This window comes from Arthrobacter sp. 2RAF22 (assembly GCF_052115325.1).
Taxonomy (GTDB): domain Bacteria; phylum Actinomycetota; class Actinomycetes; order Actinomycetales; family Micrococcaceae; genus Arthrobacter.
In genome coordinates, this window is record NZ_JBFRGL010000021.1 from 53,135 (window position 1) to 78,538 (window position 25,404).

Genomic DNA, 25,404 nt, shown 5'->3' on the forward strand with positions numbered 1-25,404 from the left:
ACCCCAACCCCGACGACGACGCGCGGCAACCGCGGCGTGTCGCGGCGCCCATGGATTCAAAGAGGGTCAGGAAGGGAACGCCCGGCAGCAGGCACCACCACAACAAGCCCAGTCAAGAGTGCACGAGCGAAAACACAGGAGTAGCGTTGGGGCATGAGCGAACAATCGGGACCTCCTGTGTACGGCGGAGCAAATAGGCACCACAAGCCGAAACCCTTCGCGCCGGTTGACTTCGAGCCGTTTGCCGGCGGAGCGGACCCCGCGCGCGTATCCGAAGCCGCTCACCTTGCCGCCCAGGCGCTCGTGCGGCGAGGTCGGGACAGCGATGACCCCAAGATCACCAGGCGCCTCGTGAAGCTCGCTGACGAGCAAGGCCTCGAGGCCATCGCCGAAATGTGGGCCGAGAGTCCCGCCCGGTCTTTGCCCGGCGCATTGTGGCGGCTCTATGCATTGCGCGCGGCCACCATGCAGAACTCCGAGCGCATTTCCGTGTACTTCAAGGCCGGCCGGGACACCGCCCAGGTTTCCCATGTTGTGGCGGGGGCAGCCGAGCCGCCGGGAGCGGACGAAATGAAACAGATGGCGGATGCCATCCTTTCGGGAGCGTTCGACGGCGATTTCGACGTCGCGCTGGAACGCTCAGCCGCGTTTTGCCGCGTCGTCGCGTTGGGCCAAGCCACCCTGGCGGACAGTGCAGAGCATTCCAACGAAGGCCACGCAAGCAAGCTGACCCGGAACTCCCACCAGCTCGTGAAGACCGCGGAAGATCTCGAGCACGCGGCCAATGCTTGGCGCCTGGGCGAGCTGGACTGACGTGAAATATAAGGGTGCGGGACTGTCACAACCACCCCTGCCGCCAGCTGTCAAGATTGACTTAGCTCGGATGACGTAGAAAACTGAAACTGGTGTCGAACCGCGAAACCCCCGGGCTTCAACTTATAGCCGCTTCGAGCGGCCTACCGCCGAGAGGCGTATCCGGTTCGGCACCATTTTTATGCCCTTCGGCGAAGACGCCGCCCCACCCCTATCCCTCCCGCCTACCGGAAGCCAAATGAAGCTGCGTCTCTTCCCCCAAGAACCCGCCGGGTTGCAATTGTTGTCGCAAATGGCCCGCCAGATTCTTGAGGCAACCGGGACGCTTTCTGAGATCTTCGGAGCTCCCGTCGCGGAGCACGAACGGCTTGTGGAGGAGATGCACGAACACGAGGCGAAATCCACGGATCTGCATTTCGCCCTCTTGACCCACATGCGCACGAGCTTCGTGAACCCGCTCCCCCGCGAGGACATGTACGCCCTCTCCCGCTTCCTCAACGAGGCGATGGAAAAGCTGGATGCCGCGGGTGAGCTCGTGGCCCTCTACAAACTGGATCGGGTGCCCAAGCGCGCGGCGGACCAACTGGAGATCATCAGCCGCCAGGCGGAACTCACGGTTGATGCCATGCGCCAGCTCGACGATCTGGACGAACTCGAGGATTACTGGATCGAGGTGCTGCGGCTGGCCAAGCGTGCGGAACGCAGCCATCGGACCTGGGTGGCCGAGATGCTCCGCGACATGAAGTCCGCCCAGTTTTCGCGGAACCGTGACGTGGCCAATCAACTGGTTGACGTCACCAAGGACATGCGCCGTGTCGCGACCCAGGTAGGCAGCATCATCGTCAAGGAAGCATGAGGTGGCAGTCGCGTTCTTCGCCCTTGTGGTGGTGCTGGCGGCTGGCTTCGCATTCCTGAATGGCTTCCGCGACGTCTCCACCGCCGTCGCGCTCTCCGTGCGGACCCGCGCCCTCACTCCGTCAGTCGCCGTTGTGTTGGCAGCGGTCTTCAATTTTGCCGGCGTGCTCCTCAGCGGCGGTTTCGCGCTGGTTTTCAGCCAGTCCTGGGTGGTTCTCCCCTCCGGAATGAACGGGCTGACCATGCTCGCCGCGGGGCTGTCCAGTGCCATCCTTTGGGGAATCTACGCTTGGTGGCGCGGTGTGCCGCTCTCGTCGACCCATGCCTTGGTAGGAGGCCTCGTGGGCGCCGGAGCCGCAAGCGCAGTGATGGGAGGCAGCTCCGTCAACGGGGTAGACGGTATTTTGCTGGCGCAAGTGGTCCTGCCGTTGCTGCTGTCCCCCGTGATTGCTTTCCTTGGTGCCTATCTTCTCGTGTGGCCTGTCACATGGGCCGCCCGCTACACCCAGCCCGATGTCGTGCATGGCCGCTTCCGCCACGCACAGTCCGTCTCGGCCGCTGCGGTCGCGCTCGGCCACGGCCTGCAGGACGGGCAACGAACCGTAGCGGTGATCCTGTTGGGCGCCGTGGCAGCCGGAGTGTCCGACTCCAGCGACCTCCCGTTGTGGGTCATCCTGCTGACGGCCGTCATGCTCACGGCGGGAACGCTGTGTGGTGGTTGGCGCATCTCGTACACCTTGGGTTACAAGCTGACGCGGGTAGACCCGATGCGGGGATTCATCGCCCAGAGCCTGACCTCACTGATGTTATTCATCGGTGCCATCGGCCTCCATTTGCCGCTTTCCACCACGCACACTGTGACGTCGGCAGTGCTTGGTGCGGGAACCAACCAGAACTTTTCCGTCACCAACCGCCGGATGGTGCTGCGGATCCTGGGGTTCTGGGTCGCGACGCCGATCGTTACCGCCGCCGTGGCGTTCGTCCTCGGACTGGCGCTCTCACCGCTTTCGCACTGAGTCCGGCTGTAGTCTTCCAAACACCCAAAAACCCGACGGCGGCAGTCACCTGGATAGGTGACGGTCGCCGTCGGGCTTTTCGCGCGGTTCCCAGGGAGCCGAGTGGTTACCCGAAGCGGCCGGAGACGTAGTCTTCCGTGGCCTTCTGGGACGGGTTGTTGAAGATGGTGGTGGTGTCCGCGAACTCGATGAGCTTGCCCGGCTTGCCGGTGCCGGCGATGTTGAAGAACGCGGTCTTGTCGGAAACGCGTGCAGCCTGCTGCATGTTGTGGGTCACGATCACCACGGTGTACTCGTCCTTGAGCTCGTTGATGAGGTCTTCGACGGCCAAGGTGGAGATGGGGTCAAGCGCAGAGCAGGGCTCGTCCATGAGGATGACCTGCGGTTCCACGGCGATGGCACGGGCAATGCAGAGCCGCTGCTGCTGGCCGCCGGAGAGTCCGGAGCCGGGCTTCTCGAGGCGGTCCTTGACCTCGTTCCACAGGTTGGCGCCGCGCAGGGACTTCTCCACGAGCGCGTCGGCCGCTCCCTTGCTGATCCTCTTGTTGTTGAGCTTCACGCCCGCCAGCACGTTGTCGCGGATGGACATCGTGGGGAACGGGTTGGGCCGCTGGAAGACCATGCCAACCTGGGTGCGGACCGTCACGGGGTCCACGCCAGGGCCGTAGAGATTGTCGCCGTCGAGCAGGACTTCGCCCTCAACGCGGGCACCGGGAAGCACTTCGTGCATGCGGTTCAGGGTGCGCAGGAAGGTGGACTTGCCACAACCGGACGGGCCGATGAATGCCGTGACCGATTTGGCTTCAATGTTGATATTGACGCCCTCAACGGCCAGGAAGCTGCCGTAGTAGACGTTCAGATCCTTGACGTCGATCCGCTTAGACATGGTGTTCCTTCGGTGCTGTGGTTGGAAGTTTACGTGTGGCCTGGCGGCTCAACGGCCGGCCTTGGGGGCGAAGATCCGGGCGATCAGCCTGGCGCCGAGGTTCAGGAGCATCACCAGGATGATCAGGACCAGCGCGGCACCCCATGCCCGCTGGCTCGACGGGTCCGGGTTGGACGGCGAGGTCGGGTTCAGGATCTGCGTGTAGATGAACGTAGGCAGGGAGGCCATCCAGCCGCCGAACACGTTGTTGTTGATCGTTGTGGCGAAACCTGCGGTGACCAGGATCGGAGCCGTCTCGCCAATCACCCGGGCGATCGCCAAGGTGACGCCGGACGCGATGCCGGAAATCGCCGTCGGGATGACCACCTTGAGGATGGTGCGCCACTTGCGGACACCCAGCGCGTACGCCGCCTCACGGAGCTCGTTCGGGACGATCTTGAGCATTTCCTCGCTTGAGCGGACCACCACCGGGATCATCAGGACCGAAAGAGCGACGGCGGCAACCGCACCGGTCTTGGTGCCGGGGCCCACCACGGCGAAGAAGAAGGCTGCGGAAAAGAGACCTGCGACGATGGAGGGAATGCCCGTCATGACATCGACGAAGAAGGTGATGGCACGGGCGAGGGCCCGGTCGTTGCCGTATTCCACCAGGTAGATTGCGGTCAGCAACCCGACCGGAACCGAGATGACCGTCGCAAGCAGGGTGATCTGCACGGTGCCCATAAGCGCATGGTAGATGCCGCCGAGGACCTTTGTGCCTTCATCGACGCTCTTGTTGTCGAGGGAACCTGTGACGCCGTTCATGGAGGTTGTCAGGAAGCCTGGGGTGATGATGCCCGGGATGCCGTTCACGAGGACGGTCCAGATCACCGAGATCAGGGGCAGCAGCGCCACAAGGAACGAGCCGACGATCAGGCAGGTGGCAAGTTTGTCGCTCGCCTTGCGGCCGCCTTCGACAACTGCGCTCCAGCCGACCAGGCCGATCGCGAACAGGATCGCGGACACGAGGCCCCAGCCGAAGGCGTTGAAGCCGATCAACGCAAGGATCGCTGCGCCGAGTACCAGGGCGACGGCCAGGACGACGTACGGTGCGAAAGCCGGCAACTGGCCCTTGGTCAGTGCGGAGCGTTTGCGCGCCACGGGGGCTGTGACAGTCATTAGTTGGCTCCCGAGAATTCTTTGTGCCTGGAGATGATCCAGCGTGCAATCATGTTGACACCCAGGGTGATGACGAACAATACCAAGCCCGCGGCGATCAACGTGCTGACCTTGAGCCCGCTGGCTTCAGGGAAGTTCAAGGCGATTTCAGCGGCGATGGTCTGGTTTCCGGTCTGGATCAGGCTTGCGGTCAGGACGCCGGAGGACAGGACCAGGGCGACGGCCATGGTCTCGCCAAGCGCGCGGCCCAGGCCCAGCATGATGGCGCTCACGATACCGGGGCGGCCGAACGGCAAGACAGCCATCTTGATCATTTCCCAGCGGGTCGCGCCGAGGGCCAGGGCGGCTTCCTCGTGGAGCTTCGGGGTCTGCAGGAAGATTTCACGCGAGAGTGAAGTGATGATCGGCAAAACCATGACGGAGAGGACGATACTCGCGGTCAGGATGGTCTTGCCGGTAGCGGAGGCCGGGCCTTGGAAAATCGGCAACCAGCCCATGTTGCTGGCCAACCAGCCGTAGGCGGGCGAAATCTGGGGGGCAAGGAACGCCGCGCCCCATGCGCCGTAGACCACGGAGGGAATGGCCGCGAGGAGGTCCACCACGTAGCCGAGACCCGAGGCAAGCCTGCGGGGAGCGTAGTGGGAGATGAACAGCGCGACGCCGATGGCTACCGGAGTAGCGATCACCAGCGCGATGACGGCGGCAATCAGGGTCCCGACGACGATCGGCCCGATGTAGGCGAAGAAGCCGTGGCCGCCTTGGATGTCCGCGGGTGGAGCCACAAGGGCCGGAATGGCCTGGATGACAAGGAAAAGTGCGACGCCGAAGAGAACCGCGAGGATCAGGCATCCCGCGGCCAGGGTGGCTCCGGAGAAGACCTTGTCCCCGGCGCGTCCGGCACCTTGGGAAGTGGTCAAGGAGTTGGTGGTCACTTCACGATCCTTCAGATTCACTCAAAAATGGCCAAGTTCCCCGCCCCGTCCGGTGATGTTTCACCAGCGCGGGACGGGGAACGTTGATATTCAAGGGTAGTGGCGCCACGGTCCGCGGCACCACTACTCCATTGTGGTCCTTAGGCCTTGGCCTTGATGGAGTCAACAGCGGCCTTTGCCTTGTCCTGCAGCGCCTTGGAGAGCGGAGCGGACTTGGCGGAGCCGGCAGCGGCCTGCTGGCCGGCGTCGGAGACTACGTAGCTCTCGAATGCCTTGACCAGGTCAGCGGTTTCCTTCTTGTCGTAGGTGGTGCAGACGACGTGGTAGGAAACCAGGACTACCGGGTAGGCGGAGGAATCCGTGGTGGTGCGGTCAAGCTTGATGGAAAGGTCGCCGGTCGGGCGGCCTGCAACGGGCTTGCCCAGTTCAACAGCCTTGGCGGCAGCGGCCGGGGAGATCTTGACGAAGTCCGAGCCAACCTTGATCTGTGCGGTGCCGAGCTTGCCGGAGACTGCGGAATCGTCAGCGTAGGTCACGGCACCCGGGGTGTCGGTGACGGTCTTGACGACGCCGGAGGTGCCCTTGGCGTTCTCGCCCTTCAGGGATGCGGGCCACAGGCCGGCAGCCTTGTCGGTCCAGACCGAGGGAGCAGCAGATGCCAGGTAGTCCGTGAAGTTCTGGGTGGTGCCGGAGTCGTCAGAGCGGTTGACCGGGGTGACCTTGAGGTCCGGAAGGGTGACTCCGGCGTTCAGGGCGGCGATTGCCGGGTCGTTCCAGTTGGTGATCTGGCCGCGGAAGATCTTCGCAACGGTGTCGGCGTCGAGCTTCAAGTCCTTGACGTTCGGGATGTTGAAGGCAACGGCGATCGGGGAGATGTACACCGGGATGTTGATGGCGCCGTCGGTGCCGCACTTGGTCTTGGATGTGGCCAGTTCAGCGTCGCTCAGGTAGGCGTCGGAGCCTGCGAACTGCGCGGAGCCGTCAAGGATGGCCTTGCGGCCTGCGCCCGAGCCGTCCGGGGAGTACTGGACCGTGGCACCCGGGTTCGCGGAAGCGAAGTTGGTCTTCCAAGCGTCCATTGCGGCGCCCTGCGCCGAAGAGCCGATGCCGGTCAGGGTGCCGGTGACCTTGACGCCTGCGGCGCTCTGGGTGGCTGCCGGGGCGCCGGTTGCGTTGTCTGAACCACAAGCGGTCAGCGCAAGGGCGCCGACTGCGAGGACCGCGATTGCCGCGTTGCGGCCGAAGCGAGTTGCCTTCACTGGGATGTACCCCTTCCAGGGATTCTCTGATGCGTACCGAGGGAGAAAGTCGGCATACGAAAGATTTGCGTACGTGTTTGTACCTTTATCGACGGTAGGAGTCGCAGGTAAAGGGATCGGCGGTCCAAAGTGAACGGGAGGTGAACGGCTGTGGACCATTGGCTTACATGTGCAGCGTCACCCTTGCGCTTGGCGAGTCATAAGGGATTAAGTGACGCCCCTCACTTTGCGGTTCCTTCGGCGAGCCTCATTTACTAGGCAGCTCCTGAATAGACTTGAGCCATGACCGCCCCCCAAGGACTTTCAGCGAGCAAGAAATTCCTGCGGGCGCGGCTGCGAACTGGCTTCGTCCGCAGCCGGAACTCCTTGGTCCCGGCCGTCCAGATGACCGTGTGCGCCGTGGGCGCCTACGCGTTCGCTGAATACATCCTTGGGCACTCAGGACCCCTTTTCGCCGCGACTTCGTCGCTGATCGCGCTCGGCTTCTCGCGGGATCCGCGGCTTCGCCGGGTCGTGGAGGTCGGGCTTGGCTGCACCCTCGGGATCGTCATCGGCGATCTTCTGCTCCACTGGCTGGGTTCGGGAATCTGGCAAGCCGCCGTCGTGCTCCTTTTCTCCATCCTCCTGGCCCGGTTCCTGGACAGTGGCACCATCTTCACCACCCAACTGGGCCTGCAATCGCTTCTCGTGGTCTTGCTGCCCGCGCCGGCCGGGGGGCCGTTCACCCGAAGCATCGACGCCGTTGTGGGCGGGGTTTTCGCGCTGCTGGTTACCATGCTGGTCCCGAAGGACCCGCGCAGGGAGCCGCGCCAGGACGTCCGCAAACTCCTGCACGAACTCTCGGAGGTCCTCCGTGAATGTGCCGACGCATTGATCAACAGCGACTCCACCCAGGCCTGGCATGCCCTCATCCGGGGGCGGAATTGCCAGCCGCTCGTGGACCGGATGCGCCAATCCCTCAAGGCATCCGGTGAAGTGGCCACGCTCGCCCCGGCGTACCGGCGGCACCGCGACGAGCTGACCATGCTGGAGGAGTCGTTGGATTCCATCGACCTCGCCCTCCGCAACAGCCGGGTGTTCGCGCGGCGGCTCACGAGCGCCATCAACCATGCAGCATTGACCGACGAGGCGACGGACAGCATTTCGGAGGTCCTCCAGGACACGTCCGCCGCCGTCGAGGAACTGTCGCTCGGCCTCGCGGAAGTGCACGACGGCGCCCGCCGGGCGCACCTGCGCGGCGCACGGCAGGACTTGGCCGACATTGCCACCCGGCTGCACCCCAAAATGCTTCACGTCCAGAAGCTCGAGGGCGAAACAGTGGTGATGCTGTTCCGCCCGCTCATGGTGGACCTGCTCGAAGCCGCGGGCATGGACCCCCGGGAAGCCCGGGACGTGCTTCCTCCCTTGCAGTGAGGCGCGCTTGACTGTCCTACCCCTCCACTAGCCTTGTACGCATGGCTTCCAAGACCTCACGCACCTCCAAGACACCCGCGTACAAATGTGCCGAATGCGGGTGGACCACTGTCAAGTGGGTGGGGCGCTGCGGCGAGTGCCAGGCGTGGGGCACTGTGGAGGAAACGGGCGCCACAGTAGCGCGTACGACGGCGGCCACAACGGTTTTGGAGCCGGCTCGCCGGATTGCCGAGGTAGACGGCACCACGGCCGCATTCCTGCCCACCGGAGTCGACGAACTGGACCGCGTCCTGGGCGGAGGGCTGGTTCCCGGCGCGGTGATCCTTCTTGCCGGGGAACCCGGCGTCGGGAAATCCACCCTCCTGCTCGATGTCGCGGCGAAGTTCGCCCGCACCGGCCAGGACGTCCTGTACGTCACGGGTGAGGAATCGGCGGCCCAGGTCAAGCTCCGCGCGGAACGGATCGACGCGGTCGCTCATACCCTCTATCTCTCGGCGGAAACGGACCTCGGGCAGGCTCTAGGTCAAGTGGAGAAGCTCGAGCCGAAACTGCTGATTGTGGACTCGGTACAGACCCTCAGCAGCTCCGACGTCGAAGGTAGCGCGGGCGGAGTCTCACAGGTCCGGGAAGTCGCAGCGTCCATTATCGCCGCCGCGAAGCGCCGCAACATGACAACCCTGCTGGTAGGCCATGTGACGAAGGACGGCTCCATTGCCGGTCCGCGCCTCCTGGAGCACTTGGTGGATGTGGTGTGCCAGTTCGAAGGCGAGCGCCATTCCCGCTTGCGCTTGTTGCGCGCGGTCAAGAACCGCTACGGAGCCACGGACGACGTCGGCTGTTTCGACCTGAACGAAGCCGGCATCGAAGGCCTCGCCGATCCCAGTGGCCTTTTTGTGTCCCGGACACGCGAGCCGGTGTCCGGCACCTGCATCACCGTGACCATGGAAGGCCGGCGCCCGCTGTTGGCCGAAGTGCAGTCGCTCCTGGCCGAAAGCGCCAGCTCACAGCCGCGCAGGGCCACGAGCGGCCTGGACAGCTCGCGCGTCGCCATGCTCCTGGCTGTCCTTCAACAACGGGCCGGTTGCATCCTGCACAAGGACGACTCCTACGTGGCCACAGTCGGAGGAGTGAAGCTGAGCGAGCCGGCCACCGACCTTGCGGTAGCGCTTGCCGTGGCCTCGGCGAAGGCGCGGAAGGCACTGCCTCAGCGGCTCATTGCCTTCGGCGAGGTTGGCCTGGCCGGCGAGGTCCGTCCCGTTCCAGGGATCAACCAGCGCATCCACGAGGCGCAGCGGCTTGGGTTCACCCACGCGGTGGTGCCCGCGAGTCCCAACGGACCGGGGCCCATCCCGGAGGGTTTCTCGGTCCGCGAAGTGGCACACCTGGCCGAGGCTTTGGAGTTGCTGATCTCCTAGCGGCTGGCTTGGTCTCGGAGTGTCGGGCGCATGGCTTGGCCGCGCCCACCGGAAGATTGTCTCCATGACCAAAAGAAATGTGCTCATTGGGGGACGCCTCTTCTTTGCCCTCCTGACCCTTGCAGCGGTCGGGACGCAGCTCACGGTCCACATCGGCCTGGGCTTTGATCCGTGGAACTTCTTTAGCTACTTCACCAACCTGTCCAACATCTTCGCGTCGTTGGTGCTGTTGATCAGCGGCTACCGCGTGCTGGCTGGCAAGCGGCCAAGCGAACTCGACGACGCCACCCGGGGCACTGCCACGATCGCCATGGCTGTCGTGGGACTCGTCTTCGGCGCGCTCCTCGCAGGACAGGACCTCGGCTCCCTGCTGCCCTGGGTCAACTTCGTAGTCCACTACCTCATGCCGGTTGTCATGGTGGCCGACTGGCTGTTCCAGCCTCCGCGCTCCAGGCTGACCGTCAAGCACCTCTGGTACTGGCTGCTCTACCCGGTTGCATACCTCGTCTACAGCCTGGTCCGCGGCTCATTCGTCAACTGGTATGCCTATTGGTTCATCGACCCCGTGCGCGCCGGCGGTTGGGGCGGAGTGGCGGTCTTCGCCGTCGCGATCTCCATAGGATTCCTCGTGGTGAGCCTCGCCATGCTGGGGCTGGGAAACAAGCTCGAACGCCAAGTAAGCTACTGAACTATTTCGCGGGGTTGTGCGTGCCGATCGGGACCAGCGTGAGCTTCGGGTGGTTCTTCTCGACGCGGCGGAGAGCCCAGACATCGTTGAACAACGCGAGGTATTCGCCGTCGGACCTCAACAGCACCTCAGCGCCCGGGACGTTGGCAAGCGCCGGCATGGCCTCCGCCGTCGAGATCCTCGCCATTGAGTACGGGAGGCGCTCCAAGCGCATCGGGGCGTTGAAGTCGTGGGCCATGCGGTCTTCAACCACTTCGAACTGCATGGGACCCACAGCGGCGAGCACGGGTGCCTGGTCGCCTCGGACGTCGGAACGGAGCACCTGGATGACGCCTTCATGCTCAAGCTGTTCGATGCCGCGGCGGAACTGCTTGAAGCGGCTGGGGTCCTGGGACCTGGCCACCTGGAAATGCTCGGGGGCGAAGAGCGGAATGGCGGGGAATTCCACGGGTTCTTCCAGGAACAGGCTGTCTCCAACGCGGAGTGAGGACGCGTTCACCAAGCCGACAACGTCCCCGGGGTAGGCCTCGTCGATGACTTCGCGTTCGCGCCCGAACACCTGCTGGGCGTACTTGGTGGCGAAGGACTTCCCGGTGCGGGTCTGCGTGACCACCATGCCGCGCTCAAAGACGCCGGAGCACACCCGGATGAAGGCAACGTGGTCGCGGTGGGCCTTGTTCATGCCGGCCTGGACCTTGAAGACAAACCCGGCAAAGGGAGCGTCAACGGAACGGGGCTCGCCGTCAACGTCGGGGCGGGGTGCTGCCGGGGGCGCGAAATCCACCAGGGCATCCAGGATCTCCTTGACCCCGAAGTTCAAGGCCGCCGAGCTGAAGAGGATGGGCGTTGCCGTTCCGGCGTGGAAGCTCTCCACGTTGAACTCGAGGTTTGATTCGATCACGAGTCCGGCTTCGTCGACGGCGTCGCTCCAGTTGTCGCCCTGGGTCTCGGCTGCTTCTTCCGGGGTGAAGTACTCGGTGATGGCGATGTTGGCGCCGGCGTTGTTGCGAGCGAACCGTGCGAAGCGGTCATTCCGCAGGTCCCAGACTCCACGGAAGTCGCCGGAAATGCCCACGGCCCAGGTCAAGGGCATGGGCTGGAGTCCGGTGCGTTCCGTGATCTCGTCCATCAGGGCGAGCGCGTCGAGGCCCGGGCGGTCCCATTTGTTGATGACCGTGATGATCGGCAGGTTGCGCTGCTTGCAGACCTCGAAGAGCTTCATGGTCTGTGTTTCCAGGCCCTTGGCGGCGTCCACCAGCATCACTGCGCAGTCGACGGCGGCCAGTACGCGGTAGGTGTCCTCGGAGAAGTCGGCGTGGCCCGGGGTGTCCAGCAGGTTGATCACGGTGTCCCGGTAGGAGAACTGCAACGCCGCGGAGCTGATGGAAATACCGCGGTCCTTTTCCATCTGCATCCAGTCGGAAACAGTTTCCTTGCGGTTGGCCTTGCCGCTCGACGCACCGGCGGTGCCGATGACCTTGGCATGCAGGGCGAGGGCTTCCGTGAGCGTGGACTTGCCGGCGTCAGGGTGCGAGATGACCGCGAAAGTCCGACGCCGGGAGGCCTCATGGTGAATTTCCTGGACTCGGGCGGGGCTCAGGACTTCTTGGGACACGGTGCTACTTTCGCTGCGATCTGGGCGTTGCCCGCACTGGAACGACGGGCCGAACGTGGAATGGAGGCTGGATACGGGCCCCGCGTGGGCCGGGGCCAACTCAGGGAGTGGCACGATTTGCGCGCCAGCCAAGATACCAAGTTTATCGCAGCCCGGGACCACGCCGGAGGCAGCGTCCCAACCCAGCGCTTAACAGGATCGAAACGAGGTGCACAAACCTCCGAAATCACCGGCCGATAGTTTGGAGCAATGGCGGACACCTCCGGCCCGCGTTGGAGCCGTCCGCCCGGAAAAACTGAGCAGCCGACGATGGCATGAAAGGAACAGGGCATCAATGAAACCAGGGAATGGCTTGTTCTACGATCCCCTCGGCCCCTCCCCCGCGGCGAACTCCACAGGGTTCACGCCGGTGAACTCCACAGGATTCACGGAATCGAACTCCGCCGCGGCCAGGAGCTGGCCCCAGCAAGGACACCGCCCGGACGCGAGCACGGGCGGTACCCACTCTCCAGCGAGGCAAACGCATCCGGACACCGGAAGGGCGGCGGCCAGGGAAGCCGCGCTGCAGAGTGTGCGGCGCGACCTTGAGCGACTCGCGCGCCTTCGGACGGCTCCATGACGGTCCCGGGGACCGAGCCCAAAGCGGCGGTCCGGCGACCGCCGTCGAGCGCGTTTCCGGGGCCTCGTCACCTAACCTTTTTTGGGGCACTTTAAGGCTTGCCCGTGCGGTTGTTGCCGGTCTATACCTCTATCATTGAGCTTGCGGGAAACATGGCATTTTGATCCCGCCGACTTATTGCTGAAAACCGGCACACTTGCGGGCGCGCCTGCGTGCACCTTTGAAGGGAACACCTATGGCTCGGAGCCCCGAAGATTCGCTCAAGGCGACTCTGGGCAGGGTGGCCCCCGGAACACCGTTGCGCGACGGCCTGGAACGCATCCTCCGTGGGCGCACCGGTGCCCTGATTGTGTTGGGCACGGACCGGACCATCGAATCCATCTGTTCAGGCGGCTTTGAAATCGGCATCGATTTCTCCCCGACGCGGCTGCGTGAGCTCGCGAAGATGGACGGTGCCATCATCTGCGACAAAGACGCCGGGAATATCCTTCGTGCAGCAGTACAGCTTGTGCCGGACTCCAGCATCGAGACCCAGGAATCAGGAACGCGTCACAGGACGGCCGAGCGCGTAGCCATCCAGACAGGTGTTCCGGTGATTTCGGTCAGCCAGTCCATGCAGATCATCGCCCTCTACGTCAACGGCCTGCGGCACGTGCTGGAGGGCTCCGAGAAGGTCCTGGCCCGCGCCAACCAGGCTCTCGCAACCCTCGAACGCTACAGCGCCCGATTGGACCAGGTCACCAGCGCCCTGTCGGCCCTCGAAATCGAGGCCATGGTCACCGTCCGGGATGTGGCGGTCACCCTCCAGCGCCAGGAAATGGTCCGGCGCATCGCCGAGGAGATCGCCCAGTATGTCCTGGAACTGGGTGAGGACGGCAGGCTGCTCTCGCTGCAGTTGGAAGAGCTCACCACCGGCCGCGGCCCGGGCAGCGACGTGATCATCCGGGACTACGCCGGTGCCGACGCTTCGCCCGAGGACATCGACGGCGCTGTGCAGGCCCTTTTGGATCTTGGCCCGGCGGAGCTGATCGACCTGGGCAAGATCGCCGGAATCATCGGTTTCGCCGGAGGCATGGACGTGCTCGACGCCGGTGTGCAGCCACGCGGCTACCGCCTCTTATCCGGGCTGAAGTCGGTTCCGAAAGCCGTGGCCGATCGTTTGGTGGAGCACTTCGGCGGGCTCCAGTACCTCATGGCCGCCACTATCGACGATCTCATGACCGTGGACGGCATCGGCGACCAGCGCGCCCGGACCGTCCGCGAAGGACTCAGCCGCATGGCCGAAGCCAGCTTGCTGGACCGGTTCCTCTAGCCCAGCTGGAAGACCGCCTTCGTGCTCGCCTTGTTTCCCAGGACGGCTTTGAAGGTGTAGGTGCCGGTGGCCGGCTTGGCCGAGATGACGCCACAGCCCTCCGTCGTCCGGTTGCGTTGCCAGGGGAAGTTGGCGATCTCGCTCTTGCCCGGATCGATCTGCTTCACGAGGTCATCGCCCTTCGCTTGGCAGTCCTTGGAGGAGAAGATCCGGTCCTCGCCGCTCATTACCAGGAACTCCATCTGCGACGTGCCGACGTTGACCTGGCACGGCGCTGCTCCGCCGTTGGTGATCTTCATGCTCAACACGGGGTTCTGTCCGGCCGCATAAGCGGGCTGGTCTGTAGACGCCGTTACCGTCACCAGGTTGAGGTCGCACACAGGGGTGGCCGGGGGTGTTGTGGTGGGCGCGATGGAATCCGTCGATGGCGTCTGGCTCGCAGGAGCGGCTCCCACGGCTTGGGTCTTGGCTGCGCCGGGATCAGCCTTGCCTGCAAGGGATGAACTCATGGCAACGACCCCGGCAACGAGCATCGCCAGGACCACCAGGAGGGCACCGAAGACAACCAACCTCCGACGCCGGTAAACGGCAGGGCTTGTCCGCCGCCTTTGGGGCCGGACCCCATTCGCGGAACGGCTTGCTCCTGCGGTCCGGGCAGGGCTTTTTGCCGACGGCGACGTGCGCGCCCTCGGCGGTTGCTTGCCCTTGTTGACCATGCTTCTAGGCTAGGCAACGCAAGGCCCGGATGGCACCGCACCACGCCGCCGGGGCCTGATCGGGGCCAGTATGACCTACGTCATTCCGGGCCGGCTCCACTACAGTGGATGGCAGGAATCGGCCGCCAACAGGCCCGCCACGAACCGCAGCAAGGATCTTCATGTCACTGCCCGGCTCCGCCGAGATTGCCAGCGCCGCTGAACTTGCCGGCACCCCTCACCTCACGGACTTGCACCACTCCATGGACCGTTGGTTCTCCGAGGTGGCCCGCGTATTGCCGTGGAGGGCCCCGGACTGCAGTCCATGGGGGATCCTGGTCAGCGAGGTGATGCTGCAGCAGACTCCGGTGGTTCGCGTCCTGCCGGTGTGGGAAGACTGGATGGATCGCTGGCCGGAACCTGCGGACCTCGCGGAGCAGCCCTCGGGTGAGGCCGTGCGGCATTGGGGCAGGCTCGGTTATCCCCGCCGCGCGCTCAGGCTCCACGCGGCCGCCGTCGCGATCGTGGAACAGCATGGCGGCAAGGTGCCGGACACGCACGCATCGCTGTTGAGCCTTCCCGGCGTCGGCGACTACACGGCAGCGGCGGTGGCTGCTTTTGCGTTCGGGCGCCGCGAAACAGTGGTGGACACGAACATCCGGCGGGTGCACGCCCGGCTCGTTTCAGGACTCGCCCTGCCGGCGCCGTCGCTCACCGCGTCGGAGATGCGCCTTGCCGAATCGCTCATGCCCGACGACGTCACGCTCTCCGTCCGCTGGAACGCTTCCGTCATGGAACTCGGAGCGCTGGTGTGCACGGCCCGCTCCCCCAAGTGCTCAGACTGCCCCGTCCGCGACTCCTGCGCGTGGCTTGCCGCAGGTGAACCGCCCCCGACGTACACCCCCAAGGGCCAGGCGTGGCACGGCACGGACCGGCAGTTACGGGGTGCCGTCATGGCCGTGTTGCGCGTGGCCGATTCGCCGGTAGCCCCTGAGCTGTTCGAACGCCCCGCAGCCGACCTCGGCTTCGACGCCGAGGGCACGGCCGTGCCGCTGGCTGCCCTGCACCGCTTGAATTCGGCCCCGGAGCAGTTGGAACGCGCTCTTGAGGGGCTCCTGCGCGACGGTTTAGCCGAGATGCACGACGGCGGACTGCGGCTCCCGGCCTAGGCTTCCGTTTGCGCCGCGTCCTTCACGCCGTGGACGGCTTGCGGGCTAGAAGGTAGGCCTGCGGGGTCTTCTCGTACCTGTCGTCCGGTTCGCGGAGAAGCTGTGCCTCGACGACCAAGCCGGCCTGAAGGAGGAGTTCCGAGATGTGGTCCGGCGGCAAGCGGTAGGCATCGAGGTCGATCTCGTGGCCATACGCGAAGCCCAAGTGCCTGGGCTCGTCACCGGCTTGGAACGCGAGCAGCAGCAAGCCGCCGTCCAGGAGGGTCCGGTGGAATTCTCCGAACACCCGCGGCAAACGGGCCGGAGGCGTGTGGATGATCGAATACCAGGCGACGATGCCGTCCAGGGTCCCGTCCGCCAACTCCAGTGCCTCCATCGACCCTTCACTGAACTGCAGGCTGGGGTGATCGCGGCGGGCTACAGCCACCATTTCCGGCGACAGGTCGATGCCGAAAGCCGCCAGGCCGAGTGAACGCAAGTGCGCCGTGATCCGTCCGGGCCCGCAACCAATGTCGGCAACTGCCTCGCCGCCCGAGGACTGCACGAGCTCGGCAAAGGTGCCGAGCATGGCCCGGTCATAAGGTTTGGTATGGAGTTCGTTGCGTAGGAGTTCGGCGTAATCGACGGCTACCGTGTTGTATGCGGCGCGAGTGGCATGCACATCCGAGGGTTCAGTCATGGAAAGAACCCTATTCTTTGTGGCCGGCTTGCTCCTGGACTCCACGGAAAACCCGGCCGTTACTTAGCCCGAGGTCGCGGAGCCGCAACGATCCGCAGATGTCGGTAACGATGTGCCTGCCAGTTGCGGGCATCCCGTTCCGGGCGTCGGCTGCGGGATTATTCTCAAGTATGCGCAGGTTGTGGGCCGCCATTGCATTGACCACGACGGCGGCGCTCTGGTCGGGATGCGAACCCCAAGTCACCGTTTGCCCGGCAATTGCGATGGCCCCCGTGGTCTCCCTGACAATCACGGCAGACTACGCGCCGACGGTCAAAACCGTCCATTTGAAGGCATGCCAGGACGGGAAATGCCGCGAGGGCGATGTGGAGCTGCGCCCGGGCAGCGTGTCGCTCCCTCAATCCTGCGGGCCGGAACCTGAAGGGTCATGCTCTGCCGTCGCGTCACCGGATGGCACCCGCTACGGCTTCCTCAACATGGGAACGCTAACCTCCTCGCCCATCGATGCCGAAGTGACTGGCCTGGACACAAACGGCGGGACCTTGCCCACCAGGACGCTCAACTTCACGCCGAAAAGTACCAAACCGTGGGGCGAGCAGTGCCAGACCGCCATTACGGCGAGCCTCTTGCTCGATGCCCATGGTCTGCGGCAGTCCTGAACACCTCCGCGGCACGGCAAATCTCGGCGTGCGGCGACATATCGGCGTGCAGGGCGACGTCAGATCTCGCCGAATCCCTGTTCCACCAGCCGCCTGACGTAGTCCACGGCTTTCGATGAGTCTTTGCCCCAAGCCTCGACCCTGAGTTTGCCGCCCTGGCCCACGGCGAGGCCCATGAGTTCCATGATGGAGGTGCCATCGACGCCGTTTACCGTTGCCTCGACATCCATCCCGGCCAGTCCGCCCGCAATCTTCGCCGCAGGCCTGGCGTGCATTCCCATGGGGTTTATGAGCTCGAACTCGCCGCTTTCCGCCGGTTCGCCTCTTCCTTGGGATTCGGCTGTCCCCGCGGACTCAAAAACAGGCTCCGGGCCGAATCGAACCGACTCCGCAGCGGCCTTCACTGCGGCGGCCATGGCACCACCCTGGGTGGCCACCGCTGCGGCGACCAGGCCCTCCACCAAGGGAGCGTCGGCGAGGAGCACTTTGTCCGGTTCGCTGCAGAACTCGGCCGCTGATTCTGCCGTCATGACCGCGGAACCCAGGTCCGTCAGAACCACCACGCCATCCCCTGAAGCTTCCCCAAGTCCTGCCTCGAATGCGGCGATCGCTTTCTCCAGGTCGGTGCCGATCCGGCCATCCTCCGTCCCGCCGACGGCGTAGAACCGCACATCGGGGGCCATCTGCGCGGCCAGTTCAACCGCGCCCTCCGCGATCTTCCGGCTGTGCGAAACCACCACCAAGCCCACCGTCATTCAGCGGACCCTTCGGGGAATCCGGCTGCAGTCGCGGCGGCGCGCAACAGCAGCGCAGAAGACGCAGCCCCGGGATCTCGGTGACCGGCGCTGCGTTCACCGAGGTAGCTTGCGCGCCCCTTGCGGGCTACCAACGGATCAGTCGTCACGGCCCCGACCTCGGCAGCCTCGGCCGCCGCGGCCAGCACCGCCACAGCATCTCCTCCAGCCACGAGGACCTCGTCCGCCGCTTCGACGGCGGGAGACCAGGCATCCACCATGGTTTTGTCGCCCAGCTCCGCTTTTCCGCGGGCAACAATTCCGTCCCGAGCCGCAGTCAGTGCTCCTGCAAGCGCCGCTGCATCAACGTCCGCGCTTTCTCCCAGCGCCGTTGCCGCCCGAAGATACGCGGTTCCGTACAGCGGTCCGGCTGCCCCGCCCACCTTGGACATCAAGGCCATCGCCGCCAGCTTCAGCGCTGCACCGGGCGTTTCGGGTGGAGTCTGGGCAAGTTTCTCCATGACGGCCTGGAATCCCCGGTCCATGTTTTCACCGTGGTCGGAGTCGCCGATCGCGCGGTCCAGAGCAATCAACTCTTCCCGGTGCTCGGCCATGAGCCGTGCGGAGAGCGTCAACCATTCGACCGCCCATTCGACCCCCAGGCCCACTGTCACATCCCCCAACGCAGGGCCGGAGTATGGACGGGTGCGTCCCAGAGGGCTGTGAGTTCGTCATCAAGACGCAGTACCGAGATGGAGCAGCCCTGCATCTCGAGCGACGTGACGTAGTTGCCCACGAGGGAGCGTTCCACTTTGGCTCCTCTTTCCGCGAGGATCTGGGCGGCCCGGCGGTAGACGATGTACAACTCGCTAAGGGGCGTACCGCCCATGCCGTTGACGAAGAGCAGCACTTCTTCACCGGCCTTGATCCCAAGGTCCTCCAGGACAGGGTCCAAGAGGCGGCTGGTGATGGCGTCGGCGCCCTCCATGGCGATCCGGTGCCTGCCGGGTTCACCGTGAATGCCTATGCCGATTTCGATTTCATCCTCGGCGAGCTCGAAGCTGGGTACCCCGGCATGCGGCACGGTGCAGCCGGACAGGGCGACGCCCATGGTGCGCACGTTGCGGACAACTCCCTCCGCCACGCCCGCGACGGCTTCCAGCGAATCCCCACGCTCCGCTGCTGCGCCGGCAATCTTTTCGACCAGCACGGTGCCGCCCACGCCGCGGCGGCCTGCCGTATACAGGGAATCCTCCACCGCGACGTCGTCGTTGACGAGAACCGAGCGGACGCTGATTCCTTCAGCCTGTGCCATCTCTGCCGCGGTCTCGAAGTTCAGCACGTCACCGGTGTAGTTCTTCACGATGTGAATGACGCCGGCCCCGGAATCGACGGCCGCCGTGGCCGGAATGATTTGGTCAGGCGTGGGCGAGGTGAAGACGGCGCCCGGCACAGCGGCGTCGAGCATTCCGTGCCCCACAAAGCCGGCATGAAGCGGCTCATGGCCGCTCCCTCCTCCCGACACAAGCGCCACCTTGCCGGCTACGGGCGCTCCTTTTCGAACGACGAAGATGGGGTCCGTATGGACATCCACGAGATCGGCATGGGCCATGCCGAAACCCTCGACAGACTCGTCCACCACCGAGCGGGGATCGTTGATGAGCTTTTTCATGGCGCGCTCCTGGGGCGTTGCTGGTAGGTGATTTGACCCTACTACCAGCGCCCCGGGCACGGTAGGGGAACGGTCCGTATGTGCGAACGTGCAATACAGAACCCAGCGACGGAAAGGCAGAAGGGACAACCCCCAATGGTTGTCCCTTCTGAAGAACCTTCCGGTATCCGCCTGCTTAGTGGGGCGGTCCGCCCACCGTCAGACGGCCGATGCTGAAGTCTTGGGCTGTTGCGTCCTTGGCCATCGAGTCGGGCCAAAGATCGGTGCACGCGGACCGCATGCAACCCCCGGTCCCCTGCTTGCGCGACTCCGGTGTGGAGCCGGGACGCGGCATGTCGATTTGGAAACCTGAAAAGTCCGGAAACATAACGTGGTACTTCATTTCTCGCCTCCACAGTATGGTTGGCCCGCCGCAACCGAGCCTCAACTAGTTTATCCATCAAGTTGATATACGTAAAGACTTTGGGGACCGGCACATCCAGGGACGGGGGAAGAACCCGGAGCTAAAGGACCTTGATCATGCGGGTGTTGCCCAGGGTATTGGGCTTCACGCGGGCCAGATCGAGGAACTCGGCCACGCCTTCGTCGTGGGAGCGCAGCAATTCCGAGTAGACCTGGGGGTCGACGGCGGTTTGGTCCGCCATGACTTCGAAGCCGTGGCGCTTGAAGAAGTCCACTTCGAACGTCAGGCAGAAGACCCGCGCAACGCCCAAGGCCCGGGCGTCCTCCAGGAGTTGCTGGACAAGGACGTGACCCACGCCCTTGCCCCGCCAATTGTCGTCCGCCGCCAAAGTGCGCACCTCTGCCAGGTCCTCCCACATGACGTGCAGCGCACCGCAACCGATCACCTCGCCGTCGGACGATTCGGCAATCCGGAACTCCTGGAGGCTCTCGTAGTAGGCAACGGTCTCCTTGGCCATCAGGATTCGCTGCTCTGCCAGTGGCGCTACAAGCCTCTTGATCGCGGCAACATCGCCGGTGCGGGCAGGACGGATACTGAAGGTGGAAGTCACAGCCCCAATCTTACGAGGCGAAAGGCGCCTAGAGCCCCAGGTCCCCAGGAACAGGAACCTCCTGTCCAAGTACCTGCCTGGCAAGGAAGTGCTCCACGACGCCGTACCAGACCTTGGCGTGCTGCGGCTGCAGGATCCAATGGTTCTCATCAGGGAAATACAGGAAGCGGTGCTGGGTTTCACCGCTCTCATCGGCGGGCAGCCCGGAACTGGAAAGAAGTTCGTACCAAAGCCTCAGGCCCTCGCCGATCGGCACCCGGTAGTCCTTGTCACCGTGGATCACCAGCATAGGCGTCTTGATTTTGGCGACATGGAGATGGGGCGAATTGTCCAGCGCCATCTCCGGGGTCATTTCCTTGAGCCAATACTGCGAAGCGTCCGTGGTGGGCCCGAACTGGTCCATTGCCCACAAACTGGCGTGCGTCACGATCGCCTTGAAACGGTCCGTGTGTCCGGCTACCCAGTTGGCCATGTACCCGCCGAAAGAGCCGCCCATGGCGGCTGTCCGCGTCTGGTCAATATCGGACCGCTGGACCACTGCGTCGGTGATGGACATGAGGTCCGTATACGGCGCCTTGCCCCATTCACCCCAGCCGCGCTGGATGAATTGCTGGCCATATCCGGTGGACAGTGCCGGGTCCGGTAGCAACACGGCATATCCCTTCGACACGAGCAGCCATGGATTCCATCGCCAGGTCCAGGCGTTCCACGAGCCCAACGGCCCGCCGTGGATCCACAACAGCAGGGGCGCCGGGTTCGCCTCCGACGCGCCCTCCGGGAGCGCGAGGTAAGCCGGAACCCTCGAACCATCTGCCGCACTCGTTTCCACCCGTTCCAACGAACCTTTGATCCGGGGACGTTCAGCCGGTGCGGGAAGCCGCTCGACGTCACCCGAAGCGAGATCGATCCGGACGGCTTCAGCCGGGAATCCATACGAGCTGCGCAGCGCAAACGCGCTCAGCCCATCGGGGGAAACCACGACGTCGGTGTACGCTGCCGCGTCCTGCGTCACCCGGGTAACCGTACCGTCGGCGACGGCGACCCGGAAAACCGGCGTCGCGCCGTCGTCGTCGGCCGTGACGAGGAGCGAACGCCCGTCCGGAAGCCAGGCCGCGGGGCTGCCCCAGCGGTCCCAAGAGGGCGCCAGCGGCTCAAGGTCAAGGGTTTCTCCAGCACCGACATTCAAGAGGTGGAGTTTGACCTGGGGCGCCTGCCGGGGAGTACTGTCGCTTTCACTGACTACGGAGAGCATCTTGCCGTCAGGGCTGACGGGGCCGGGGAAATAGCTCACTCCGTCATGGTCGAGGAGCACCTTGATCGAGCCGGAAGCGACGTCGACGGCGGCGAGCACAAAGCGTGTGTCAGCCTTCGCGAGCGGCTTGGCCATGCTCGTATAGATCGTCTTGCCGTCCGGACTGACCACTGCGTGCGTGTTGTGGAGGTTGCCGCCGACGTCGGGCGTGAGATTGCGCAGTTTCAGGGGTGCCGTAGCGTCAACGGTCGCCGGCTTGCCGGACCCGGCCGTATCTCCGTTTTCCACGGCAAACAGCCTGGGCTGGGCAGGCCCCAGATCCGCGTCCCAGTAGCGGACCGGGTAGCCGGTGTGCAAAATGGCCGCTACCTTGTTGTCCTTGCGGCTCTTGCGCCTCTCGTCGTCATTGTCCTCATCCGTGGAACCGGCGAGGACCGAGGCCGTGACGAAAGTTGCATCCGCGGCTGACGCGGCCATGACGCCGCCGACGCCGCCCGCGCGGGAATGGACCACCCGCGCCTCACCGCCGTCGGCGGGCAGGAGCCACAACGCGCTCACGGGATCCGCTTCGGGGCTGTCCGGATCGGGCCGGGCTGAGGTGAAGTAGAGATCGCCGTTGGCGGCGAACACCGCGCCGGTTTCTCCCTTGGCGCTGCGCGTGATGCGGCGGGCGTGCTTCTTTCCCGCAGGATCGAGCTCCCAGAGGGCAGTGACGTACTCAGTGCCCTTGGCGTTGAGGGTGGAAACCGTAGTGACCAGGCGGCTTCCGTCCGTGCTGAGAGCCAGGCCCCCGACCCGGGGGATGGCCAGGTAGTGGTCGAGATCGTGGAAAGGAGTTTCGGGTTGTGTGCTCGGGGCCTCTGGGGCATTCGAATCCATGCTCTGATTCAACACGCAATGTGCCGCAGATCACAGAAGGTTCACTGAGAGTGAGACACTTATTTCAGATATTGCGGCCTGGGGAACGCAAAAACCCCGCCCGCTCCTTTCGGGAGCGGACGGGGCCTTTGAGTCGGCGGAGCCGGAAACTAGGCGCTCGGAGCGATTTCCGGGATGCGCGGCTTGGCGTTGCCCGCGAAGGTGAACTTGGCCTCGTCGCCTTCGCCGTCGACGTCGACCACCACGATGTCGCCCGGGTGCAGTTCGCCGAAGAGGATCTTCTCGGAGAGCTGGTCCTCGATCTCGCGCTGGATGGTCCGGCGCAGCGGCCGGGCACCCATGGCGGGATCGTAGCCCCGGGTCGCCAGGAGGACCTTGGCGGCCGTGGTGAGCTCGATGCCCATGTCCTTGTCCTTGAGGCGGCCCTCGAGGCGCGTGACGAACAGGTCAACGATCTCGATGATCTCGTCCTGCGTGAGCTGCGGGAACACCACGACGTCGTCAACGCGGTTGAGGAACTCGGGACGGAAGTGCTGCTTGAGCTCCTCGGTGACCCGTGCCCGCATCCGGTTGTACCCGGTGGTGGTGTCCGTGCCGGACTGGAAGCCCGTTGCGACGCTCTTGGAGATATCGCGGGTGCCCAGGTTGGTGGTCATGATGATCACCGTGTTCTTGAAGTCCACCACGCGGCCCTGGGAGTCGGTCAGGCGGCCGTCTTCCAGGATCTGCAGCAGCGAGTTGAAGAGATCGGCGTGGGCCTTCTCCACTTCGTCGAACAGCACCACGGAGAACGGACGACGCCGGACCTTCTCGGTCAGCTGCCCGCCTTCTTCGTAGCCGACGTAGCCCGGAGGGGCACCGAAGAGACGCGAGACCGTGTGCTTCTCGGAGTACTCGGACATGTCCAGCGTGATGAGGGCGTCCTCTTCACCGAACAGGAATTCGGCCAGCGCCTTGGCGAGCTCGGTCTTGCCGACGCCGGTGGGGCCGGCGAAGATGAACGAGCCACCCGGACGCTTGGGGTCCTTCAGGCCGGCACGCGTGCGACGGATCGCCTGGGAGAGGGCACGGATTGCCTCGTCCTGGCCGACGACGCGCTTGTGCAGCTCCTCCTCCATCTTGAGCAGGCGGCTGGATTCTTCCTCGGTGAGTTTGAAGACCGGGATGCCGGTGGAGTTCGCGAGAACTTCGGCAATCAGCTCCTCGTCCACCTCGGAGATATCGTCCATGCCGCCGGATTTCCAGTTGCGTTCCTTCTCGGCGCGCTCGGCAATGAGCTTCTGCTCCTTGTCGCGCAGCGAGGCAGCGCCTTCGAAGTCCTGGGCGTCGATGGCGGATTCCTTCTCCATCTTCACCTCGGCGATGCGCTCATCCATGGCCTTGAGCTCCGGCGGAGCCGTCATGCGGCGGATGCGAAGACGGGCACCGGCTTCATCGATCAGGTCGATCGCCTTGTCCGGCAGGAAGCGGTCCGAGATGTAGCGTTCGGCCAGCGTTGCCGCAGAGGCAAGTGCGCCGTCGGTGATGGTCACCCGGTGGTGCGCCTCGTAACGGTCACGCAGGCCCTTGAGGATTTCGATCGCATGCGCGACGGAAGGCTCCTTGACCTGGATCGGCTGGAACCGGCGCTCAAGGGCGGCGTCCTTCTCAATGTGCTTGCGGTATTCATCCAAGGTGGTGGCCCCGATGGTCTGGAGTTCACCACGCGCCAGCATCGGCTTGAGGATGGACGCGGCATCGATCGCACCCTCGGCGGCACCGGCACCCACGAGCGTGTGGATCTCGTCGATGAAGAGGATGATGTCCCCGCGGGTCCGGATTTCCTTTAGGACCTTCTTCAGGCGCTCTTCGAAATCCCCCCGGTAACGGGAACCGGCCACGAGGGAGCCGAGGTCAAGCGTGTAGAGCTGCTTGTCCTTGATGGTCTCCGGGACGTCTCCGCGGACGATCGCCTGGGCAAGGCCTTCGACGACGGCCGTCTTGCCGACGCCCGGCTCGCCGATCAGCACGGGGTTGTTCTTGGTACGGCGGGAGAGGACCTGCATGACGCGTTCCATCTCCAGCTCGCGGCCGATCACAGGATCAAGCTTGTTCTCACGCGCTGCCTGGGTGAGGTTGCGGCCGAACTGGTCCAGCACCACCGAACCGGCGGGGGTGCCTTCCTGCTGGCCTGGGCCTGAGCCAGGACCCGCAGTTTCCTTGCCCTGGTAGCCGGAGAGCAGCTGGATGACCTGCTGGCGGACGCGGTTGAGGTCGGCGCCAAGCTTGACCAGGACCTGCGCGGCAACGCCTTCACCCTCGCGGATGAGGCCGAGCAGGATGTGCTCTGTACCGATGTAGTTGTGGCCGAGCTGAAGGGCTTCGCGGAGCGAGAGCTCAAGTACCTTCTTGGCGCGCGGGGTGAAGGGGATGTGCCCGGACGGGGCTTGCTGGCCCTGGCCGATGATCTCCTGTACCTGCTCGCGGACGCCATCGAGCGAAATGCTCAGGGACTCAAGCGCCTTGGCGGCAACGCCTTCACCCTCGTGGATAAGACCCAAGAGGATGTGCTCGGTACCGATGTAGTTGTGGTTGAGCATGCGTGCCTCTTCTTGGGCAAGCACAACAACGCGACGGGCACGGTCCGTAAATCTCTCAAACATTTCGCCACACTCCTAGCTACGACGTACTT

General features: G+C 64.5%; 25 protein-coding genes. 10 read left to right on the plus strand and 15 right to left on the minus strand.

The genetic code is table 11. The features are described 5' to 3' along the window. Positions 1-153: 153 nt before the first annotated feature. From AB4068_RS14835 to AB4068_RS14845, 3 genes are all read left to right on the plus strand, one after another. Positions 154-813, plus strand: a complete 660-nt coding sequence (locus AB4068_RS14835) for a hypothetical protein (protein ID WP_078106945.1) — start codon at positions 154-156, stop codon at positions 811-813. 238 nt (positions 814-1,051) lie between these two features. Then, positions 1,052-1,669 carry a DUF47 domain-containing protein gene (locus AB4068_RS14840; RefSeq protein WP_307053814.1) on the plus strand — a complete coding sequence of 206 codons (618 nt, stop codon included), beginning with the start codon at positions 1,052-1,054 and terminating at the stop codon, positions 1,667-1,669. Between the two features lies 1 nt (position 1,670). Continuing rightward, positions 1,671-2,684 (plus strand): anion permease, encoded by a 1,014-nt coding sequence (locus AB4068_RS14845; protein ID WP_441433756.1) that lies wholly within the window; start codon positions 1,671-1,673, stop codon positions 2,682-2,684. Between the two features lie 106 nt (positions 2,685-2,790). Here the strand turns inward: AB4068_RS14845 and pstB are convergent, their stop codons facing one another. From pstB to pstS, 4 genes are all read right to left on the minus strand, one after another. Then, the gene (gene pstB / locus AB4068_RS14850) at positions 2,791-3,570 is read right to left on the minus strand and encodes a phosphate ABC transporter ATP-binding protein PstB (protein WP_059388353.1); all 780 of its coding nucleotides are present in this window, start codon (positions 3,568-3,570) and stop codon (positions 2,791-2,793) included. A gap of 48 nt (positions 3,571-3,618) precedes the next feature. Beyond that, complete coding sequence (pstA, locus tag AB4068_RS14855; protein WP_441433757.1) at positions 3,619-4,728, minus strand: phosphate ABC transporter permease PstA; 1,110 nt, start codon at positions 4,726-4,728, stop codon at positions 3,619-3,621. Further along, the gene (gene pstC, locus AB4068_RS14860; protein ID WP_284990886.1) at positions 4,728-5,660 is read right to left on the minus strand and encodes a phosphate ABC transporter permease subunit PstC; all 933 of its coding nucleotides are present in this window, start codon (positions 5,658-5,660) and stop codon (positions 4,728-4,730) included. The genes pstA and pstC overlap by 1 nt, the downstream gene beginning before the upstream one ends. Positions 5,661-5,800: 140 nt before the next feature. After that, positions 5,801-6,919 (minus strand): phosphate ABC transporter substrate-binding protein PstS, encoded by a 1,119-nt coding sequence (gene pstS, locus AB4068_RS14865; protein WP_059388351.1) that lies wholly within the window; start codon positions 6,917-6,919, stop codon positions 5,801-5,803. A gap of 282 nt (positions 6,920-7,201) precedes the next feature. Here pstS and AB4068_RS14870 point away from each other — a divergent pair, with 282 nt between their 5' ends. The 3 genes from AB4068_RS14870 (at position 7,202) to AB4068_RS14880 (ending at position 10,435) form a co-directional block, all read left to right on the plus strand. Then, on the plus strand, positions 7,202-8,332 hold the full coding sequence (locus AB4068_RS14870) for an FUSC family protein (protein ID WP_284990887.1): 1,131 nt from the start codon (positions 7,202-7,204) through the stop codon (positions 8,330-8,332). A 41-nt stretch (positions 8,333-8,373) separates the two neighbouring features. Next, positions 8,374-9,747 (plus strand): DNA repair protein RadA, encoded by a 1,374-nt coding sequence (gene radA / locus AB4068_RS14875; protein ID WP_441433758.1) that lies wholly within the window; start codon positions 8,374-8,376, stop codon positions 9,745-9,747. 64 nt (positions 9,748-9,811) lie between these two features. After that, on the plus strand, positions 9,812-10,435 hold the full coding sequence (locus AB4068_RS14880; RefSeq protein WP_441433759.1) for a Pr6Pr family membrane protein: 624 nt from the start codon (positions 9,812-9,814) through the stop codon (positions 10,433-10,435). A gap of 1 nt (position 10,436) precedes the next feature. Here AB4068_RS14880 and AB4068_RS14885 read toward each other — a convergent pair whose 3' ends face one another. Further along, positions 10,437-12,050: a peptide chain release factor 3 gene (locus tag AB4068_RS14885; protein ID WP_441433760.1), complete on the minus strand. Its 1,614-nt coding sequence runs from the start codon at positions 12,048-12,050 to the stop codon at positions 10,437-10,439. Between the two features lie 334 nt (positions 12,051-12,384). Between AB4068_RS14885 and AB4068_RS14890 the strand changes: the two genes are divergently transcribed. Both AB4068_RS14890 and disA read left to right on the plus strand, forming a co-directional pair. Further along, the gene (locus AB4068_RS14890; protein WP_441433761.1) at positions 12,385-12,669 is read left to right on the plus strand and encodes a hypothetical protein; all 285 of its coding nucleotides are present in this window, start codon (positions 12,385-12,387) and stop codon (positions 12,667-12,669) included. A gap of 235 nt (positions 12,670-12,904) precedes the next feature. Next, positions 12,905-13,981, plus strand: a complete 1,077-nt coding sequence (gene disA, locus AB4068_RS14895; protein WP_059388344.1) for a DNA integrity scanning diadenylate cyclase DisA — start codon at positions 12,905-12,907, stop codon at positions 13,979-13,981. On the opposite strand, the gene AB4068_RS14900 is transcribed toward disA, so the two are convergent. Continuing rightward, positions 13,978-14,697: a hypothetical protein gene (locus AB4068_RS14900; protein ID WP_307053806.1), complete on the minus strand. Its 720-nt coding sequence runs from the start codon at positions 14,695-14,697 to the stop codon at positions 13,978-13,980. The genes disA and AB4068_RS14900 overlap by 4 nt on opposite strands. A gap of 161 nt (positions 14,698-14,858) precedes the next feature. Here AB4068_RS14900 and AB4068_RS14905 point away from each other — a divergent pair, with 161 nt between their 5' ends. Continuing rightward, entirely contained in the window at positions 14,859-15,845 is a 987-nt protein-coding gene (locus tag AB4068_RS14905; protein WP_370872274.1) for an A/G-specific adenine glycosylase, read from the plus strand. A gap of 22 nt (positions 15,846-15,867) precedes the next feature. Here AB4068_RS14905 and AB4068_RS14910 read toward each other — a convergent pair whose 3' ends face one another. Both AB4068_RS14910 and AB4068_RS14915 read right to left on the minus strand, forming a co-directional pair. Next, on the minus strand, positions 15,868-16,524 hold the full coding sequence (locus AB4068_RS14910; protein ID WP_059388346.1) for a class I SAM-dependent methyltransferase: 657 nt from the start codon (positions 16,522-16,524) through the stop codon (positions 15,868-15,870). A gap of 10 nt (positions 16,525-16,534) precedes the next feature. Further along, positions 16,535-16,816, minus strand: coding sequence for a hypothetical protein (locus AB4068_RS14915; RefSeq protein ID WP_441433762.1), 282 nt, complete (start codon positions 16,814-16,816; stop codon positions 16,535-16,537). A gap of 184 nt (positions 16,817-17,000) precedes the next feature. On the opposite strand from AB4068_RS14915, the gene AB4068_RS14920 reads away from it, so the two are divergent. Beyond that, a complete protein-coding gene (locus tag AB4068_RS14920; protein ID WP_306964184.1) occupies positions 17,001-17,183 on the plus strand; it encodes a hypothetical protein in 183 nt (60 codons plus the stop codon). Between the two features lie 59 nt (positions 17,184-17,242). Here the strand turns inward: AB4068_RS14920 and dhaM are convergent, their stop codons facing one another. From dhaM to AB4068_RS14955, 7 genes are all read right to left on the minus strand, one after another. Next, positions 17,243-17,938, minus strand: coding sequence for a dihydroxyacetone kinase phosphoryl donor subunit DhaM (gene dhaM, locus AB4068_RS14925; protein ID WP_441433763.1), 696 nt, complete (start codon positions 17,936-17,938; stop codon positions 17,243-17,245). Beyond that, positions 17,935-18,585, minus strand: a complete 651-nt coding sequence (gene dhaL / locus AB4068_RS14930) for a dihydroxyacetone kinase subunit DhaL (RefSeq protein WP_284990896.1) — start codon at positions 18,583-18,585, stop codon at positions 17,935-17,937. Before dhaL ends, dhaM begins: the two co-directional genes overlap by 4 nt. 2 nt (positions 18,586-18,587) lie before the next feature. Continuing rightward, positions 18,588-19,589 (minus strand): dihydroxyacetone kinase subunit DhaK, encoded by a 1,002-nt coding sequence (gene dhaK / locus AB4068_RS14935; RefSeq protein ID WP_059388341.1) that lies wholly within the window; start codon positions 19,587-19,589, stop codon positions 18,588-18,590. Between the two features lie 175 nt (positions 19,590-19,764). Continuing rightward, positions 19,765-19,971 carry a hypothetical protein gene (locus tag AB4068_RS14940; RefSeq protein WP_059388340.1) on the minus strand — a complete coding sequence of 69 codons (207 nt, stop codon included), beginning with the start codon at positions 19,969-19,971 and terminating at the stop codon, positions 19,765-19,767. A gap of 121 nt (positions 19,972-20,092) precedes the next feature. Beyond that, a complete protein-coding gene (locus tag AB4068_RS14945; protein WP_059388339.1) occupies positions 20,093-20,602 on the minus strand; it encodes an amino-acid N-acetyltransferase in 510 nt (169 codons plus the stop codon). A 28-nt stretch (positions 20,603-20,630) separates the two neighbouring features. Beyond that, positions 20,631-22,733, minus strand: a complete 2,103-nt coding sequence (locus AB4068_RS14950; RefSeq protein WP_441433764.1) for an alpha/beta fold hydrolase — start codon at positions 22,731-22,733, stop codon at positions 20,631-20,633. Positions 22,734-22,882: 149 nt separating this feature from the next. Then, positions 22,883-25,375, minus strand: a complete 2,493-nt coding sequence (locus AB4068_RS14955; RefSeq protein ID WP_284990898.1) for an ATP-dependent Clp protease ATP-binding subunit — start codon at positions 25,373-25,375, stop codon at positions 22,883-22,885. Between the last annotated feature and the right edge of the window lie 29 nt (positions 25,376-25,404).